Origin of the sequence: Vibrio sp. SCSIO 43132 (assembly GCF_019904195.1) — a bacterium.
Classification (GTDB): Bacteria; Pseudomonadota; Gammaproteobacteria; order Enterobacterales; family Vibrionaceae; genus Vibrio; species Vibrio nigripulchritudo.
Window position 1 is genome coordinate 1780456 of sequence record NZ_CP063199.1, and the last position, 18566, is coordinate 1799021.

Annotated in this window: 17 protein-coding genes; 10 read left to right on the forward strand and 7 right to left on the reverse strand. The window is 44.6% G+C overall.

Going from position 1 to position 18566, the window contains the following annotated elements:
* The first annotated feature begins 9 nt into the window (after positions 1 to 9).
* The 7 genes from pheT (at position 10) to ihfA (ending at position 8492) form a co-directional block, all read left to right on the forward strand.
* Positions 10 to 2415: a phenylalanine--tRNA ligase subunit beta gene (gene pheT, locus INR79_RS08055; protein ID WP_223096745.1), complete on the forward strand. Its 2406-nt coding sequence runs from the start codon at positions 10 to 12 to the stop codon at positions 2413 to 2415.
* A gap of 167 nt (positions 2416 to 2582) precedes the next feature.
* Positions 2583 to 3338, forward strand: coding sequence for an outer membrane lipoprotein-sorting protein (locus tag INR79_RS08060; RefSeq protein ID WP_200765512.1), 756 nt, complete (start codon positions 2583 to 2585; stop codon positions 3336 to 3338).
* A gap of 16 nt (positions 3339 to 3354) precedes the next feature.
* Complete coding sequence (locus tag INR79_RS08065; RefSeq protein ID WP_223096747.1) at positions 3355 to 4584, forward strand: ABC transporter permease; 1230 nt, start codon at positions 3355 to 3357, stop codon at positions 4582 to 4584.
* The gene (locus tag INR79_RS08070; protein ID WP_223096749.1) at positions 4574 to 5797 is read left to right on the forward strand and encodes an ABC transporter permease; all 1224 of its coding nucleotides are present in this window, start codon (positions 4574 to 4576) and stop codon (positions 5795 to 5797) included. The genes INR79_RS08065 and INR79_RS08070 overlap by 11 nt, the downstream gene beginning before the upstream one ends.
* 2 nt (positions 5798 to 5799) lie before the next feature.
* Positions 5800 to 6510, forward strand: a complete 711-nt coding sequence (locus INR79_RS08075) for an ABC transporter ATP-binding protein (RefSeq protein ID WP_223096750.1) — start codon at positions 5800 to 5802, stop codon at positions 6508 to 6510.
* The gene (locus tag INR79_RS08080) at positions 6507 to 7682 is read left to right on the forward strand and encodes a hypothetical protein (RefSeq protein WP_223096751.1); all 1176 of its coding nucleotides are present in this window, start codon (positions 6507 to 6509) and stop codon (positions 7680 to 7682) included. The genes INR79_RS08075 and INR79_RS08080 overlap by 4 nt, the downstream gene beginning before the upstream one ends.
* Positions 7683 to 8195: 513 nt before the next feature.
* On the forward strand, positions 8196 to 8492 hold the full coding sequence (ihfA, locus tag INR79_RS08085; protein ID WP_004400124.1) for an integration host factor subunit alpha: 297 nt from the start codon (positions 8196 to 8198) through the stop codon (positions 8490 to 8492).
* 268 nt (positions 8493 to 8760) lie between these two features.
* On the opposite strand, the gene INR79_RS08090 is transcribed toward ihfA, so the two are convergent.
* Complete coding sequence (locus INR79_RS08090) at positions 8761 to 9531, reverse strand: RelA/SpoT domain-containing protein (protein ID WP_022592456.1); 771 nt, start codon at positions 9529 to 9531, stop codon at positions 8761 to 8763.
* A gap of 137 nt (positions 9532 to 9668) precedes the next feature.
* Entirely contained in the window at positions 9669 to 10193 is a 525-nt protein-coding gene (locus tag INR79_RS08095; protein ID WP_038145083.1) for a hypothetical protein, read from the reverse strand.
* 323 nt (positions 10194 to 10516) lie between these two features.
* Here INR79_RS08095 and INR79_RS08100 point away from each other — a divergent pair, with 323 nt between their 5' ends.
* Positions 10517 to 11158, forward strand: coding sequence for a thiopurine S-methyltransferase (locus INR79_RS08100; RefSeq protein WP_022592458.1), 642 nt, complete (start codon positions 10517 to 10519; stop codon positions 11156 to 11158).
* Between the two features lie 49 nt (positions 11159 to 11207).
* Here INR79_RS08100 and purT read toward each other — a convergent pair whose 3' ends face one another.
* The 5 genes from purT to sbcB all read right to left on the reverse strand — a co-directional run bounded on the left by purT (position 11208) and on the right by sbcB (position 16112).
* On the reverse strand, positions 11208 to 12383 hold the full coding sequence (purT, locus tag INR79_RS08105; protein ID WP_223096752.1) for a formate-dependent phosphoribosylglycinamide formyltransferase: 1176 nt from the start codon (positions 12381 to 12383) through the stop codon (positions 11208 to 11210).
* 148 nt (positions 12384 to 12531) lie between these two features.
* On the reverse strand, positions 12532 to 13419 hold the full coding sequence (gene cdd / locus INR79_RS08110; protein WP_022602038.1) for a cytidine deaminase: 888 nt from the start codon (positions 13417 to 13419) through the stop codon (positions 12532 to 12534).
* Positions 13420 to 13640: 221 nt separating this feature from the next.
* Complete coding sequence (locus tag INR79_RS08115; protein ID WP_004400118.1) at positions 13641 to 14315, reverse strand: LrgB family protein; 675 nt, start codon at positions 14313 to 14315, stop codon at positions 13641 to 13643.
* A complete protein-coding gene (locus INR79_RS08120) occupies positions 14315 to 14677 on the reverse strand; it encodes a CidA/LrgA family protein (protein ID WP_223096753.1) in 363 nt (120 codons plus the stop codon). The genes INR79_RS08115 and INR79_RS08120 overlap by 1 nt, the downstream gene beginning before the upstream one ends.
* Positions 14678 to 14687: 10 nt before the next feature.
* Entirely contained in the window at positions 14688 to 16112 is a 1425-nt protein-coding gene (gene sbcB / locus INR79_RS08125; RefSeq protein WP_223096754.1) for an exodeoxyribonuclease I, read from the reverse strand.
* A 457-nt stretch (positions 16113 to 16569) separates the two neighbouring features.
* On the opposite strand from sbcB, the gene INR79_RS08130 reads away from it, so the two are divergent.
* Both INR79_RS08130 and INR79_RS08135 read left to right on the forward strand, forming a co-directional pair.
* Positions 16570 to 17283, forward strand: a complete 714-nt coding sequence (locus tag INR79_RS08130) for a TetR family transcriptional regulator (RefSeq protein WP_022550473.1) — start codon at positions 16570 to 16572, stop codon at positions 17281 to 17283.
* Between the two features lie 5 nt (positions 17284 to 17288).
* Positions 17289 to 18563 (forward strand): ABC1 kinase family protein, encoded by a 1275-nt coding sequence (locus INR79_RS08135; RefSeq protein ID WP_223096755.1) that lies wholly within the window; start codon positions 17289 to 17291, stop codon positions 18561 to 18563.
* Positions 18564 to 18566: the final 3 nt, after the last annotated feature.

An 18566-nucleotide genomic window follows, 5' to 3' on the forward strand; every position in this document is an offset into this window, starting at 1 on the left:
TTTATCACTATGAAATTCAGCGAAACTTGGCTTCGTGAGTGGGTAAACCCTTCGGTTACTACTGACGAACTTACACATCAAATTACCATGGCTGGCCTGGAAGTTGACGATGTCCTTCTTGTTGCGGGCTCATTCACTGGCGTTAAAGTGGGTCACGTTGTTGAATGTGGACAACACCCAGACGCAGACAAACTTCGCGTAACCAAAGTTGATGTTGGTGCTGACGAGCTACTGGACATCGTTTGTGGCGCACCTAACTGTCGTCAGGGACTGAAAGTTGCTGTTGCGACTGTTGGCGCAGTGCTACCTGGCGATTTCAAAATCAAAAAAGCGAAACTTCGCGGTCAGCCTTCTCACGGCATGCTTTGTTCTTTCTCAGAGCTGGGCATTGATGTTGAATCAGACGGTATTTTAGAGCTTTCTGAAGATGCTGTTATCGGTACAGATTTCCGTGAATTCCTTGGTCTGAATGACGTAACAGTAGACGTAGACTTAACCGCTAACCGTGCAGACTGCTTCAGCATCCGCGGTCTTGCTCGTGAAGTGGGCGTACTAAATCGCGCTGACGTGACAGAGCCTGCTGTTAACCCGGTTGCTCCTGCGATTGACGATCAAGTGTCTATCGAAGTTAAAGCACCTGCAGCATGTCCTCGTTACCTGGGTCGTGTGGTTAAGAACGTAAACGTTCAGGCTGAAACACCGCTTTGGATGCAGGAAAAACTGCGTCGTTGTGGTATTCGCTCAATTGACCCTGTTGTAGATATCACTAACTACGTACTTCTGGAGCAAGGTCAGCCAATGCACGCGTTTGATCTGGCTAAGATCGAAGGCGGTATTGTTGTTCGTATGGCAGAGCAGGGCGAGAAGCTAACTCTTCTGGACGGCACTGAGGCTGAACTAAACGCAGATACTCTGGTTGTTGCAGACCACAATAAAGCTCTTGCTATTGCTGGTATCTTCGGTGGTGAAGAGTCTGGTGTAACTACAGAAACAAAAGACGTTCTGCTTGAGTGTGCATTCTTCGCACCGGACCACATCCGTGGTCGCGCTCGTAGCTACGGTCTACACACTGATTCATCTATGCGTTTCGAGCGTGGTGTGGATTTCGCATTGCAAACAAGCGCAATGGAGCGTGCAACAGAGCTTCTGGTTGAAATCTGTGGCGGTGAAGTAGCACCTGTTGTTGCAGTAGAGTCTGAAGCTGACCTACCAAAAGCGAATACAGTATCACTACGTCGCACTAAGCTTGACAACCTATTGGGTCACCACATTGCAGACAGCGATGTCGTTGAAATCCTAGAGCGCCTTGGTCTAACTGTTGAAACGACAGAGGCAGGCTGGACAGCGACTGCGCCAACATGGCGTTTTGATATTGCTATCGAGCAAGACCTGGTTGAAGAAGTGGGTCGTATCTACGGTTACGACAATATTCCTAACCAAAACCCAGCTGCTGCGCTTAAGATGCACAATCATGTTGAAGCGGATCTTCCTCTTAAACGTGTTCGTGATCTTCTTGTTGACCGTGGTTATCACGAAGCCATTACCTACAGCTTCGTAGAGCCAGAGCAGCAAAAGCTTATCGTGCCAGATGTTGAGCCATTAGTTCTGCCTTTCCCAATCTCAGTGGAAATGTCTGCGATGCGTCTTGGTCTTATCCAAGGTCTGCTTAACACGGTTGTTCATAATCAGAAGCGTCAACAGCCACGTGTTCGTTTGTTCGAATACGGTCTGCGTTTCATCCCTTGTGAGTCTGCTGAGAACGGTATGCGCCAAGAGTCTATGCTTGCTGGTGTTATTGCTGGTACTCGCAGTGAAGAGCATTGGGATATCGAAACAAATACTGTTGATTTCTTCGACCTTAAGGGTGACTTGGAAGCGATTCTTGAGTTATCTGCTAACGAAAAAGCATACTCTTTCGCTGCCTTGTCTCCTGAAAGCAAAAAAGCTAACCCAGCGCTTCACCCGGGTCAGTCTGCTGCCATCATCGTAGACGGCAATGAGGTGGGTGTAATTGGTACGGTTCACCCTGAGCTAGAGCGTAAGTTCGGTCTAAACGGTCGCACCATCGTATTTGAAATCGAATGGTCTGCAATCAACTCTAAGGTGATCCCAGAAGCCGTTCAGCTTTCTAAATTCCCATCAAACCGTCGCGACATCGCGGTTGTGGTAGACGAAGCGGTTGCATCTGGCGACATCGTAAGTGCTTGTCTTGAGCAAGGTGGTGAGTTCCTGAAAGACGCGAAGCTATTCGACGTTTACGTAGGTAAAGGTGTTGAAGAAGGCAAGAAGAGCCTGGCAATCGCACTGACTCTGCAGTCTGTTGAGCGCACGCTTGAAGATGCAGATATCGCAGGTGCCGTTGACGCTATCGTTGCTCACGTTTCTGAGAAGTTTGGCGCTTCACTACGTGACTAACTGATACCGACCAAAACGATAAAAGCAGGCTGATTAGCCTGCTTTTTTTGTACTTGCAATCTCGTTTTCATTCAGAAGGTTGTAAATCGTCTGGCAATTTGATCTTCCTTAACGCATCGTTAATCCAAATTATATCATCATGTTTATATCCCTATACAGGAGGCAACATGAAGCGTTGGCTAGCGACACTATTATTAGTACTTCCGTTAACAAGTATCTCGTCTGAAAAAATACTGACCGCAACAGAAATTATTGAGCGTTCCGATCAGCAAATGAGAGGCGAATCGAGTTATACCGTTTCTACCATGAACATTGTTCGCCCTGACTGGACGCGTTCAATGAGCATGAAATCCTGGAGCAAAGGACAGGACTTGTCTCTGGTTCTTGTGACTGCTCCGGCCAAAGACAAAGGCACTTCTTCTTTAAAACGCTATCGAGAAATGTGGAACTGGCTTCCGGGGATTGAGAGAGTAATTAAAATCGCCCCCTCTATGCTGGGTCAGTCCTGGATGGGATCAGATTTCACCAATGATGATTTGATAAACCAGTCTTCAATCGTGGTGGACTACACGCACGAGCTACTTGGCTCTGAAACCTTTGATGACGCAGATATGTGGCTGATAGAGGCAACGGCAAAGCCAGATGCTCCTGTGGTCTGGAGCAAGGTGAAACTCTGGATTTCTCAAAAAACGTTTTTACAGCGCAAAGTGGAATTCTATGATGAGTTTGACGAGCTCGTGAATACACTAAGTACTTATGAAGTGAAAGAACTGGGCGGAAGAATGGTATCTACCCGGATGGAAATGGTGCCAGCCGACAAACCGGGTCAGAAAACCGAAATGATTACCCATGACGCCCAGTTTGACTTTGAGATTGACAGTGACTTCTTCTCCCAGTCGCAGATGAAAGCCTTGCGAGATTAAATCAGGAGGCTTAGGCATGTTACTCACATTAGCGTGGCGAAATCTTTGGCGACAAAAACGCAGAACTATTTTAACTGCGTCTGCGCTGGCACTTGCACTCTTTCTGTCTTTATCCATGCGCTCACTTCAGGAAGGTACTTACCAAAACAGCATCGACAACAGTGCACGGCTTTCTACTGGGCTAATTCAGCTTCAGCATCCAGAGTTTGGCGAAAGCAACAGTATTGATGATCTTGTCTCCGGCACTGAAGAATTTATTGCTCCAATTAAAGATGACGAAGCCATTACCAACTTACTACCAAGAATTGAATCCTTCGCGTTAGCGGCGGCTAAAGATAAGTCGAAAGGAATCATGGTGGTCGGCGTTGAACCTGACTTAGAAGACCAGTATTCAAGTCTTGGGAAAAAGGTTGCCCAAGGCAAATATCTTGAAGCCGGAAAGCAGCAAGTATTGGTTGGAGAATCTCTCGCAAGATACATGCAACTTTCCGTTGGCGACGAATTGGTTTTGTATGGGCAAGGTTATCGAGGGCAGACAGCCGCTGGCTTATTTATTGTTTCTGGAATCATTTCTTTACCCATTCCCCAGCTTGAGAGTCAGCTGGTTTATATACCCATCGATCAGGCACAGATAATGTTCAGTACAGGTGACGAGGTCACTAGTTGGGTACTCCACATTGAACCGCTGAGCCAACTATCAACCAAGTTATCAGAACTTCAAATATTGTATGGCGAACATACTCGAGTTCGTGACTGGACTGATTTGTCCCCTGAAACCGCCCAAAATATTCAGATGGATAAAGCCGGCGGCATTTTTATGATGCTGGTGCTCTATGGAGTCGTTGGATTTGGTCTGTTCGCCACTATTTTAATGATGACACTCGAAAGGCAACGTGAGTTTGGCGTGATGCTGGCAACGGGATTGTTGCGTTCTCGCTTACTGACCTTAATTGGTATTGAATCGGTTTTGATTGGGCTTCTGGGGTCAGTAATGGGAATGATACTGGCGACACCTGTGCTTGTTTATTTTCATTTCAACCCAATAGAGCTGACCGGAGAAACCGCCACACTAATGTTGGAAGCAGGGATGGAGCCAGTTTTACCGTTTGCCCTGTCAGGGATGCTCTATTTAAATCAAGCCATGATTGTGCTCGGTCTGCTCCTGCTTTGTTTGATTTACCCTCTGATAAGAGTTTACAAGCTCAACCTGGTGAGTGCCCTGAAAGGAGGTGCCCATGCTGATTAAACTTGCCTGGCGCAACCTTTGGCGCAACAAGATTCGTACCGGCATCATGCTCGGTGCAATGGTATTTGGTTTGCTCGGCGTGGTATCCATTATGGGCTTTATGAATGGTCTGATGGACAGCATGCTCAGTAATGCTATTTCCTGGCAGACAAGCCACGTCCAGATCCATCAACGCTCTTACATTGATAACCCAGATCTACACGCACTTATCCCAAACAGTGACTCCTTAAAAGAAAGCATTGAATCGATGGCTGGGGTAAAAGCGGTGTCATCCCGTTTCTTGGTCAATGGCATGATTGCTTCTGCCCGAAGTACTCGCGGAACTCGGATTAACGGCATCAATTTACATGATGAAAAAGCCATTACTCCTCTTTCGGATCATCTTACTGAAGGTGAGTGGCTGTCAGAGGAGGGGAGAAATCCCGTTCTGGTCTCAGAAAAGACCGCACAGCGATTAAAGCTCAGAATTGGTTCCAAAGTGGTTTTGACTTTCTCTGGAGCAGACAACGAAGTCGCAGGGGCAGCATTTCGAGTTCGCGGTATATTCAAAACGCCTTCAAGCAGCTTTGACGACGGAAACGTCTATGTAAGGAAATCCGATCTCTCCAAGTTAGCCGGTTTAGAAGGTGCACACGAAATTGCGATACTGTTGAAAGATGCCTCCAAACCGTCTTTGGAAGCTATGGTGCAGGACTTAGAAAAGCTTGTCTCATCGGAGGTGGAAGTACGAGGCTGGCAGAAGGTTCAGCCTTTGCTGGCGTCGATGCAGGGGAGCATGGCAACCAGCAACACTCTGATACTAGGTGTGTTTGTCATTGCTATGGGTTTTGGCATTGTAAATATACTGTTGATGTCGGTCTTTGAACGTACACGAGAGTTCGGTGTTCTAATGGCGGTCGGAATGCAAAAACATCGTATTTTCACGTTGATTCTGCTTGAAGCGACATTGCTTGGCGCTTTAGGTGCACTGTTGGGTGCTGTGAGCAGCATAGCTCTGATTTCGACACTTCATGCCTTTGGGCTGGATCTTAGCATTATGTCTGATGCACTGGGCGCCTATGGCGTTGATACCATGCTATACCCGAGAATCCAGCTAGATGAATACCAGCTTATTGTTGTTACTGTGGTCGTCGCGAGTATCGTTGCTGCCCTTTACCCCGCGCGTCAAATCCTGAAAAAGCAACCCGTTCAAGCCATGTCGGAGAAACATTAATTATGACTATTCAAATTCAAGGTTTACGAAAAACCTATAATCAGGACAGTGACTTTCCCGTACATGCAGTAAAATACTTAAACCTTACTATTGAACAAGGTGAGTTTGTTGCGGTAATGGGACCATCTGGATCGGGAAAAACAACACTTCTCAATATGTTGGGTGGAATTGACGAACCGACGTCTGGCAGCGTTGAAATCGAAGGTTGCAATATCTGCGATTTGGTTGAAAAAGATCTGATTGCATTTCGTCGCGACAATATTGGTTTTATCTTTCAGGACTACAGCCTGCTTCCTGTTCTTACGGCATTGGAAAATGTCGAGTTTGTTATGCAGTTACAGGGCAGAGGCTCGTCTGAATGTGTTCAGCGTGCAACGGACCTTCTTATTAAAGTTGGTTTGGAAGATCAAATGCATAAAGTGCCAGCGAAGCTGTCAGGAGGTCAACAGCAACGTGTGGCTGTCGCGCGAGCTTTAGCACCTGCTCCAAGGTTTGTAATGGCAGATGAACCTACGGCTAACTTAGACGCCAAAAGTACATCTGAGTTATTGGACATTATGGAAAGGTTAAACCGAGAAGAAGGGACAACGTTCATATTTTCAACCCACGATCCCCGAGTCATCAAGCGTGCTAAACGCGTCATTGTTTTTGAAGATGGCTCTTTGAAAGAAGACAAGCTTCAATCTCCTGTTCACGAGGCAGAACTCGCATGAGAAACCTTTGTGGATTAGTAGGCTTTTTACTTTCACTATCTGCCGCTGCACAAGTTCCGGGGCTAGCACCCGAAAGCAATTGGGACTTAGGTGGTTACGCAAAGTACATGGCAACGGTGAATGTACCAGATTCTGGGAGTGAAAATGTTGTTGACCACTTAGTGCATCAGCGATTCAATTTTGAATATCGCTTCAGTTCTCAATGGCGTGCTAACGTCAGCATGCGTAACCGGGTACTGTGGGGAGATTCTGTAAGCCGTGCGCCAAACTATGCGGATCTTATTGGTAAAGATTCTGGGTATATCGACCTCACAACAAACTGGCTTGAGAAAGACAAAGTGATTGGAACGACTCAGTTTGATCGAGCCTATGTAAATTGGAATCAGGACTCTTGGTACGCCAGAGCAGGGCGATTTCGGGTTAATTGGGCGATGACCACGCTCTGGAATCCGAACGATATCTACAATACCTATTCTATTTACGATTTCGACTATGAAGAAAAGGGCGGCACCGATGCAATACTGATTGGTAAGAATCTGGGATTTGCCAGTGGTATCGATATTGTGTTCTCTCCCGGTAAAAATGATGAGAGTAATAGCTACTCTATTCGCTATTTAGGTAACGAATCTGGGTGGGATTATCAGGTAATGGTAGGTAAATCCAAGACCGATAGAGTAATTGGAACTGGGTTTGCCGGGGATGTTAAAGGCGCAGGCTTAAAGGGCGAGATCAGCTACTTCAAGCCCGACGAAAACCAAATCAATAAAATAGAGTTAAAAAACAGTGTGATTGCTAGCCTGGAAAGCGATTACAGTTTTGGAGGAACACAGAACTGGCTTGGGCGAATTGCAGCACTTTATATATCACAACCGCAAGAAGTTGATAATGCCATCAAGTTTCTGAACATGCCTTTGACGGCGAGAACAATGAGTTTTTCTCGTTTTACGGGCTATGCAGATTTGGGTTTTGATGTGTCTCCGTTGCTCAGAGCGACATTGAGTTCGACGATATATAGTGATGGTTCCATATTCTATGGCGGAAACGCCAGTTACTCATTGTCGGATAATACCCAGTTGATAGGTGTTGTTCAGCGCTTTGACGGCAGAAGCAATAGCGTATTTGGAAAATCCCCCGGAACGGCATTCTACGCTCAGGTAAAGTGGAGTTTCTAGTCCGCTGGTGGATGCGGAATTCTGTTTATTATGTCTTCAGGAGGTAGTTTTCATCGGTTTTGGGAAACAAGTCTATTGTTTATATATGGAGCACAGAATGAACAAGTTGCTATGCGTTCAAATGGTCTGATTTGTGTTTCATAATTGATGTGTTTTTAATCGCAAAAGATCGCAAAAACTGTCTCAACTTTATGAATTGTTTGGGAAAAAACAGAAAAAGTACACAAAATTTACATTGGATTATTATGTTGTTTATTTGTATTTTATTAGTTTAATGCTCTTCTTAATGGTTGTTTCTTGGGTGGATTTTCTTAAAATCATTCCATCTGTTGAGTAAATTATCAGCTACTTACAAATATTGCGTAAGATCTCAAAAGAAAAAAATTGGCGAAAATCATAAGCTTGGCATACACTTTTGTTTGTGGGGTCTTAAGTTACTAAATTGGCTCTACAAAATGCTTTGGCGCTACAAGTTTTGTAGCTAATGTTTAACACAGCTTTGAGGGAAGTTTTATGGCGCTCACAAAGGCCGATTTGGCTGAGAACCTGTTTGAAAAGCTCGGATACAGTAAACGGGATGCCAAGGAAACGGTTGAAGTGTTTTTCGAGGAAGTTCGAAAAGCCCTAGAAAGTGGCGAACAGGTAAAACTGTCTGGCTTCGGGAATTTCGATCTTCGTGATAAAAATGAAAGACCAGGTCGTAACCCTAAAACGGGCGAAGACATTCCGATTACTGCTCGACGCGTAGTTACGTTCCGACCAGGTCAGAAATTAAAAGCCCGAGTCGAGAACATCAAGGTTGAAAAGTAGCCTAAGCAAATAGACCACTTCGACGTGGTCTTTTTGACTTACACTGGTTTACGACTCATTCGCTTTGCTGCTTGCAGTGTTCAACTGTTGAAGTTGCTTGACTTAAGGTACAAACCTTAAGTCTGGCAACTTCTTGGTTTTCGAAGGTCAATAATATTCTGAGGCAGATGGTCTTGTTTAGGCGAGTTTGCTCAAGGTAGTTGGCATATTTCGAACAAAAGGCACGGTAACCGTGCCTTTTTGCTATTTGAAGTATTTGAATGAAGGGTTATGCAGCTTGCGGGGCAATGTATGGTTGCCAGGCTCTTTGATACAAGGTTTTCGCTTGTGACCTCAATGCTTTGATCTTTTCCTGTTCTCTTACACTGAGCTCGCGAGATTCGATTGTCGCGGTTCGTTCTATCATCTGTATATTCTGGTAGATTTTGTGCTCAGCTCCGCTTTTAACTTCAGCAATATCACTCAGATGAAGCTGTACTTCAGCTACGATTTTGGTTCCCGGAAGCTCCAGTAACACGTTTAGGTCTCGATAGCCTGAAGGTGTGGGGGACTTAAAGCGGTTCTTGACCTTCAGAATCTTGGCATTTTGATGAAGCATTTCATAAGAAGCGACCAGGCTGGAAATATCGTCTGCAACTAAAGTAGCTCGGGCAAGATCGGTAATTCTTGAAACTTCGCCATTCAGTTCTTTTTCAATTTTCTCTTGCGCTCTTTCTTTGCTTTTCACTCCTGCGAAGTAAGGGGAAGTACCACTGAGCATTGCGGTTGTCTTACACAAGCTTTCTAACTCAAACTGAGCTTGATGTGCTTTCGAGTATAAAACATCAAAATCGGAATAAGGCTGAACAGGCTGAGTATTCATTGACTGAATGCTGTAAAGACCGCTTAAGCTGTGCCTGAATCGATTGGGATTAAGCTGGTTTTGAGACGTACCAGAACGAGGAGAGTCAGAGTTATAAGCAGGTGATGTAACGGCTGCGAGAGGTGCCTTGCTCAGAAGCAAAAGCATCAAAGCCGTCGTTTTGAGAAACAGGTTCATTCACACTCCTAGTAAGCGACAGTAAAGTGGGTACTCAAAGGGCACTGCGTTGCTAAGAATTTGAATTGTCTTTATTTGCCAGACAATAATAGTTAGATGGGGATAAGAACAACAAGTTCCAACCCCAATTGGGAATGTTAGCTAATAAGTGTGAGGTTGTGCTCAGAATTTTGTGTGGCAAGTTCGGATAAGAAAGACTTCAGCTGCTCTTTAGATGAAATTCTGATTTTAGAGTCTGAAAAACGATCGAATAGCTCACTGTGAAATGCGTAAGAATTTGCAGTATCTCTGTGATAATAAGATTCTGCCCAAAGCCTTTGGCGCTCCAGATCAGACGCACTCAGTTCATTGCCATAGCGCTGTTCGAGTTGTTCAATACACACAGAAAGTGGCATATCGAGGAAAATAACCTGATTGGAGTGAGAGCATAACTGAGATATAGGGTGCCCGAAAACACCTTCTGCAATCCAGTTTCCTGACTCGTTGAGATATTGCAGTTCATCTGAAATGACCTGGATTTTTTCAGCGATAGAATGGTTCTGATCTCGCCATGCCAGTTCATCCAGTTCAATGTGCCGCTGTCCGGTTTGGGCAGATATCTGCTTAGCCAAAGCAGATTTGCCAGCACTTATATTCCCAAATATAAGGGTGCGCTTAGCCATATTTGAACCTGACGTAATAATTATTTGTTTATATGCCGCACAAGCTACGAGGATTGCCGTTTGAAATCCATGATAAACATTAAGGTTTAACGCAATACATGTTAAAAGTGTGAGCTTCACCCAATTTGATCTTTTTGCCAAAGACATAGTGTGAACTTAATTTTCTAGTGTGCGTTCCACATTTTTATTCACTTTCAAACGAACAAAACACAGAAGTGGGGCGTTAGGAATATCATATTTATCCGCATAAATACGGCATATCAGACTTTTCCAAGCGAGTGCTATTAGATATGCTTTACAAAACGGTAGCTTAGGGCAAGAACATGCAAGACCAAGAGATTTGGCATCAAAAATGGGCATCAAACCAGATCGGTTTTCATCTGGAAGACGTCAACCCGTTGTTGATTAAATACTGGGAGAAACTATCTCCCAGTCGAGAGCAAAAGGTGTTCGTCCCTTTGTGTGGAAAATCAGAAGATTTGGTGTGGCTGGCACAAAAGCATGACAACGTGCAAGGTGTTGAGTTAAGTGATATTGCCGTACGAGCCTTCTTCGCGGAACATTTTTATACTCCAACTGTGACTACTGTGTCATCTCAGCATGACTGGTATCAGTTTGACGAGCTGAACATCTACACCGGTGACTACTTCACAGCGCCCATTGAACCAGTAGAGCTGATTTATGATAGAGCAGCGTTAATTGCTCTGCCAAAGGATCTGAGATCGAGCTACGTAGAAAGATTGAAATCCTTGCTTTTACCGGGTGGAAAGATTTTGTTGGTCACCTTGGACTACCCACAGGAAGAAATGGCTGGACCTCCATTCAGTGTTCCGAAAGATGAAGTACTGAGTTTGTTTGATGGCTTCAAGGTTACGCATCTAGCGCGAGACGATGCAGACGAAACACATCATCGGATAAAGAAAGGGCTTTCGCGATTTGCAGAAGAGACTTGGTTAATTGAGTGAGAAGAGAAGAGCAGCCATTCGGCTGCTCTAATTTTTTAATAGCGATAAATCAGTAGACAACCTTCACTTTTGAGGCTGCGTTTACGGCGTCTGAAATCGCCTGATCAGTGTCATCGCGACGAGTGAGGACAACCCCTAGTCGGCGTCTTCCATCAATATCGGGCTTACCAAAAAGACGAAGTTGAGTCTGAGGGGCATTCAGCGCTTCACTAACGCCCTCAAACCGAATGTTCTCTGATGTGCCTTGCCCCAAGATAACGGCTGATGCACAAGGTCCATACTGAGTAATCTGATTGATAGGCAGACCGGTTAATGCACGAACATGCAGAGCAAACTCGGAAAGCTCCTGAGAGATCAAAGTAACAAGACCAGTATCATGTGGGCGAGGGGACACTTCATTGAAGATGATGTCGTCACCTTTCACAAACAGTTCCACACCAAAAATACCGAATCCTCCAAGCGCATTAACTACCTTACCGGCGACTTCTTGTGCTTTTTCTTTGGCAGCTTCTGACATCACTTGCGGTTGCCATGACTCACGGTAGTCACCATCTTCTTGTCTATGACCAATAGGTTCACAGAAATGCACTCCATCTGAAGCTCTCACAGTGAGCTGCGTAATTTCATAGTCGAAATCGATAAAGCCTTCTACAATGACTCGACCTGCGCCAGCACGACCCCCTTCCTGAGCATAATCCCACGCTTTCTGGATGTCGCTTTCGCTCTTAATCACACTTTGTCCTTTACCTGATGAACTCATGATCGGCTTAACAACACAAGGGATGCCTACAAAGTTAACCGCACTGGCGAAGTCGTCGTAGTTGTCTGCGAAACGGTATGGAGATGTTTGGATCTGAAGTTCTTCCGCAGCTAAACGTCGGATTCCTTCACGGTTCATGGTGAGCTTGGTGGCATTTGCTGTTGGAACGACATTTAACCCTTGTGCTTCAAGCTCGACCAGCTTATCCGTGGCAATGGCTTCAATCTCTGGTACGACATAATCTGGCTTTTCTTGCTCAATGATGTCACTTAATGCTTTTGCATCAAGCATATCCAGAACATGTGAACGGTGAGCCACTTGCATCGCTGGTGCGTCAGGGTAACGGTCACAGGCGATGACTTCTAGCCCCAACCTTTGACACTCTATCGCTACCTCTTTACCAAGCTCACCAGAACCAAGCAGGAGGACACGAGTTGCATTTTTACTTGTCGCAGTACCAAACATTTTCCTAAACCTTTATTCGAGAACCTGACGCGAATCATACTGAAATTTACGTGCCACGCAATCGTTTGCTTTCAATGGTCTTCAATCAGATAAAAAGTATTAAGACCTTGTGATAACAAGGTCTTAATGTTTAAAGAAATGTTGTTTTTTATAGCGAAATGTATTCGAGAGATATGTCTGGATTAATGGCTTGAAGCGTTGCCTGAGTGTTCGCGAAGTGGCTTGACGTGCCAGAATTCGATTCGATTAGGACGGCATTGGTGATGAGTTCCAAAGAATCTTCAGCCAGAAGCAGTTGAATAAGTGCGACCTGAAGCGGGGGTAGACTAGGGTTGAAGGCCGCATTTTCAGCATACGCGCCAGAATATTCAGCACCGCTCTCAGTCTGTACCGCTACACCACTCAAATTATGTGAGTATGGCGCGTGGCTCATGTTTAAGGCATTCAGGGCCGCATTGACCAAAGACTTGTCGCTTTCAAACGATTTGCCATGGTCGATTTCTGTCATCAATGCAGACTCAATCCCGATATCCTGAGGGCCAAATGCCTCTGGCAGATATTCATGCAGAGTTTTGGGCTGGCGATGGGGAAGCTGAACAGAGAGCTCCGTCGCTGTGTTCAATTCGTTCATGAATTGGCGACAATGCCCGCACGGACTGAAGTTAACAGTAATGTCTTTGATGCCATGTTCTTTTTTCATCCAGGCGTGTGAAATTGCACATTGCTCCGCATGAATGGTTTGCCCGAGTTGGACGTTCAGAAATTCAACATTCGCACCAAAGTAAAGTCTGCCAGAAAGACCACGGGCAATAGCGCCAACATAAAAATTAGAAATAGGAGCATGAGAGTAGGCAGCAGCCACGGGTAACAGAGCGACCCTTAGGTCTTCATCTTTAAGCCCGGATACTTCCATTAGGTGAGAAAACTGCTCAGAAGACAGAGTCGCATCATAACTTGGCTGAGAGGTAATTTCTTCAAGCGCATGTGCGAGAGCAGATGGAAGTTCTTTAATCGCCTTTAAAATCCTAGCGTTCATTTTTTATCCTTTTGGGTACATACAACGTTATTCTAGGAAATATACACGCTCACACAGTGATGTAAATCACGTAAAATTGTGTAATGGATTGCTGTGTTGCATTTTGTGAGTGATATTCAACTTGTAATTGATTACATCACATAAAGGTGCGAGCGAAGTCAAAATTATTAACAGAATGATTGATAGTGCGATATTTGAGCAGTTTTATATGGCTGGGAGAACTATCCCAACCACACAACAAGAGCGAAGAAAGCGGGAGCAAGAACCGACGTGAGCACACCACACACGACGAGAGCAAGGGAGCTGAATGCCGCGTCTTTAGGGTTCTTATCTGCGCACGCAGCCGTACCTAAAGCATGAGACACTGTACCCATGGTTAGACCTCGTGCAATAGGGTGTGTAATACCAATTAAGTTATAAATTGGGTAAGCGAAAACCGCTCCAAAAACGCCAACAAGTAATACCAGAATAGCGGCAACGGCGGGTTCGCCTCCCAGATAGCTGGATACTTCCATCGCAATAGGTGTCGTCACCGATTTCCCCAGTAAACTTGCTATCAGAGCGTGATCTGTACCTAGATAATGCGCAATCATCGAAGATGAAAACATAGACATAACACTACCCACTCCACAAGCAAGAAGAATGATCTTCCAGCGAGCTCGGATCTCGGGCAACTGCTCATATAGAGGGTAGGCGAGTGCCACCACAGCAGGCTGAAGTAAGTAGCTAAACCATTTGTTCTGTTCATAATAGGTGTCGAAGTCTACACCAGAATAAACTAAGACAGGGATGATGATAGAAACGCTGATAACCAGCGGATTCGCGATTGGGCTATTGAATTTTCTTGCAATACTTCGCGCAAAAAAGAAAACCACTACAGTTAGAAGCACCCACATTAGCTTGCTCCTTTTAACAGCTTTTCTAATCCGAGCGCCAACAAGATAAGCACAATGGCTGTCCCACCAACGGCACTCGCCAGAATGGGAAGCGCATTTGCCACCAGCATGTCAAAGTGGTTCATCAGCCCTACGCTGATTGGGACAAAAAGCAGAACCATATAACGGATAAACAGTTGCGATGTTGGTCTTACCCACTCAACGGGGATCCAACCCATTACAAGAAGAAAGAACAAAATCAGCATGCCAAAAATGCTGCCAGGAATGGCGAGCCCGAGCAAATGTTGAATAGTAAGACCCACCATCAGGCAGGCCATAATAACCAGGAATGAAATTGCGTACCCTAAGACGCGTTGTAGCATTGCTGAATCCTTAAGAGACCAATTTTTCAACGTAATGGTATACGGATTTTAGCAAGGCAATCTTTTTCTCGTCACCGTCATGTTCGTGAACTAAGTTTTCCAGATTCTGCATGTATTCCGGTAGGTTACTTTCAAAATACTCTCGACAATGTGCTGCCCATTTCGCTTGTTCCGTTTCGTCCAAAGTCCATGGGTAGTGGCGAGCACGATAGCGGAAAAGCAGAGGTGCGATTCGTGCGTCTTTTACATTCAAATCCAAGCCAGCGAGTTGTTCAGGTGATTTCTCTCGAATGATCTCCATTGCTGTCTTGTCTGCCGGAGAGAAGAATCCGTTATAGAGCTGAGTGTCGACATCTGGGTCTACGTCATACTGGTTTTGATTCTGGTAAAGCTCAATAAGCTTTTCCCTAATTTCAGGGTGCTGGCGAATTATGGCAAGGTTTTTTAAGCACTGCTCGCGATCAATACCTATCGTTTCTGCGTTTTCCGCAGTTAACGTTTTTGCAGGAGCGAGGACAGGGCATTTGTTCAGGTGAACGAGTTTTATCGGTACTGGAAGTTCCCCTTCAGAAAGCTGATCTCTTCTTGTATAGAGACGTTCTTTCAGCTGTGCGGAATCCAGTTCAATAAGCGGGCTTGGGTCCATGGCAAGATTGACCATGACAACTGCATTTTGATTGGTTGGGTGCCACGCGACAGGAACCATCCACGAAGTGTAGGAGCATTCTGCACCCAACATACCGGAGACATGCATCAAAGGTGTCATGTTGACGATATCGACAAGCTCATTGAGTTTCTTTTTGTGGCGCATGCTAAATAGGTAATCGAACAGCTTTGGCTGCGCTTCCTTAACCTTCTTAGCCATTTCGATGGTCGCAATTACATCTGCCATTGCATCGTGTGCATTTTCGTGTTCGATGCCATTGGCAACAGACAAATGCTCTAGCTTAAAACTTGTATAGCCATCATCACGTTGAGGCCAGTTCACACCTTCAGGTCGAAGTGCGTGACAGGCTCGCATTACGTCCAGCAAATCCCATCGAGAGTTTCCGTGCTGCCAGCTCCAGGCATACGGGTCATAAAAGTTTCGATAAAGAGTATAGCGAGAGACTTCGTCATCAAATCGAATACTGTTGTAACCAAGGCTTGTGGTATTTGGCGTAGAAAGTTCGTCGTGAATCTTTTTAATGAACTCAGGCTCTGGTAGTCCTTTACTCACAGCTGTTTGTGGTGAGATTCCGGTAATAAGCGCGGCTTCAGGTGAAGGGAGGTAATCAGAGGGAGGCTGGCAATAAATGACAAGCGGTTCACCTATGATATTCAGATCCATGTCTGTGCGAACTCCGGCAAACTGGCTAGGTCGATCTTTAGCGGGGCTGGTCCCCCAGGTTTCGTAATCGAAAAAGAACAGAGTCGGCTGGTTTTCTTTTGACATGAATGGTTTCCAATAAATTAAGCGTTCATCTGTATTAGACCACCGCATTCGTGACAGGTAAACCAGAACTCAAGATTTAGAGTGATTTCGAAAAGCGTTTGTGCAGATTTTGATTGTGGAATGAAGAATTTTTCGACAGCTTCGGCGTGCTGAAAAAAGAAAAGCCCGCTAAAAGCGGGCTAGAGCAAATGGCTCATGAGTCTCAATTAGGGATAAACACAGTTTGTGACTAATTCAAACTGTAGGTGATGGTGTGAATTGTTGCATAGGCAGAGATATCTAATGTCATCATTTTGTTAGGTATTTGATTGGATTGTTTCATCGTTGTGTTGGTGATGAATTGCATTTTAGCGATCTGTAAATAGCAGACGTAAAATACAATATATGAAAATACTATAGACAAAACATCAAATTGATCATATTTTAATCGTAGCGTTTTCGGTTTTGGTAATTTGATATGAAAATGAAGGATAAAAAGGCAGAGGTTAGGCGCAGAATTATTGATGCGGCGGTCGATTTAATGTCAGAGGACGGTTTTAAAAATGTCTCAATGAGGAAAATTGCAAAAGCTGCAGAAGTGGGTGATGCGACGATCTACAATTACTTTCCAAGTAAAGAGAAGATTCTCTATGGCTATTTTGAAGTGGTGATGGAAGACACTTTGAAAGAGCTGGATACTATTGAAGAATTTGAATCCTACCAATTACATGAAAAAGTTCAGTGCTTTATTGAAACCAACCTGAGTTTACTTCTGTCGAATCGCGAATTTGTTTCAGAAGCATTCGATCTGGCTTATCTATCTCCATTAGCAAAATTTGGTTCAATGGCACCAATCAGAGCCAAGGTGTCCGAAACATTTGAAGGATATTTGCATTTAGCCTATGAGAATGAAGAACTCGAACCGCAAGCTGGAAGCAGCTTTCTCCCATCTTTATTCTGGGACTACTATGTTGGAATTCTGGCTTACTGGCTTAAAGACGACAGCGAAGACTTCACGCAAACCACGCAATTGATTGATCTTAGTCTGGCGTTTGCTATGTCGGTTCTGGAAAGTGGTGTGTTGAATCGTGCTGGGGACATGGTTTCATTTCTATTCCGTCATCATCTGTTCTCTGGTTTTGACTATCTGACTAAAGCGATGAGTACAGTCAGAACCATTAAACGGAGATAGCCATTATGACGGATATTCCAACTGGGAAAATTGGTCGAAGCTCTGTTGTTGTTCAGGCAGTGGTTCGGGCTGGATCCAAGAAAGTGTCTCAAAAGGCGAAAAAGCTGATCGGTTTGAACAACGCTTCGGACACTTCTAGCGATGAACTGGTTGATCAGGAAGTGGCGGAAATATTATTCAAAGCGTTAACCAAACTTCGTGGTACCGGGTTAAAAGTTGCTCAGATGCTTTGCATGAATCAGGTTCATGTCCCTGAATCGATTCGAAAAGAGTTAGGTAAATCGTGCTATCAGGTGACTGGTATCAACCGGGCTCTGGTCAGAAAAATCATCCATAGTCAGTTTGGTCAGTACCCGGAAACATTGTTTGCGTCGTTTGAAAATACACCTTTTGCAGCGGCAAGTTTGGGGCAGGTTCACCTGGCGAAAGATCACAATGGCAACAGACTGGCTGTGAAAATTCAATATCCGGGAATAGACCAGACCATTCGGTCAGACATGACAACGTTGCGCCAGCTATTAAAGCTTTTGCCTAGCGAATACAACTTCAAACAATCTTTGCCCTATATAGAAAAAAGCTTACTTGAGGAAGTAGATTACCTTCATGAATTGGAGCAAACGCATTTTTTCTCATCAATGAAGATTGATGGTGTTGGCGTTGTTAATCCAGTAGAAGAGTTCTGTACAGCAAAAGTGTTAACTACTCATTATGTTGAGGGAATGCATTTAGACGAATGGCTGGCAACACAACCAAGCCAGAACAATATAAATTTAGTGTGCCAGCGTTTGTTAACGCTCTTTTTGGAAACGCTTCGCAGCGGGCAACGCTTTCATTCCGATCCGAATATAGGCAACTTCCTAATCTCAGAAGATCAAACCATTCAACTGCTGGATTTTGGTAGCACATTTCCCATCGACAGAGAAACGGCTGACGGGTTTCTTTCAATGTTAAAAGCCTATCAGTCACAAAACCTTTCTGAAGTTAAAAAGTGGGTTGGTCACTTTTATCTATCTGGTGTGAATACAGAAAGACTTGATGGTTTTGAAGAACGTTTTAAAGAGTTTGTTGCGTGGAAATCAAAATTACTGAGTGATAAAGGGTTCTGCTTTAAATCTAATCCCGGTTATATGGAGCAGGGGATGACCATAGCCTTTCATGCACATCATGATGAAAAAATGCCTTTCAATCCGAGAGGAGATGTTCTTTTTTATGAACGGGTTTTGTATGGGTATTTACAAATTTTTCAGCGTGCAAACGCTCAAATTACGTTTCAATTGTAAGGG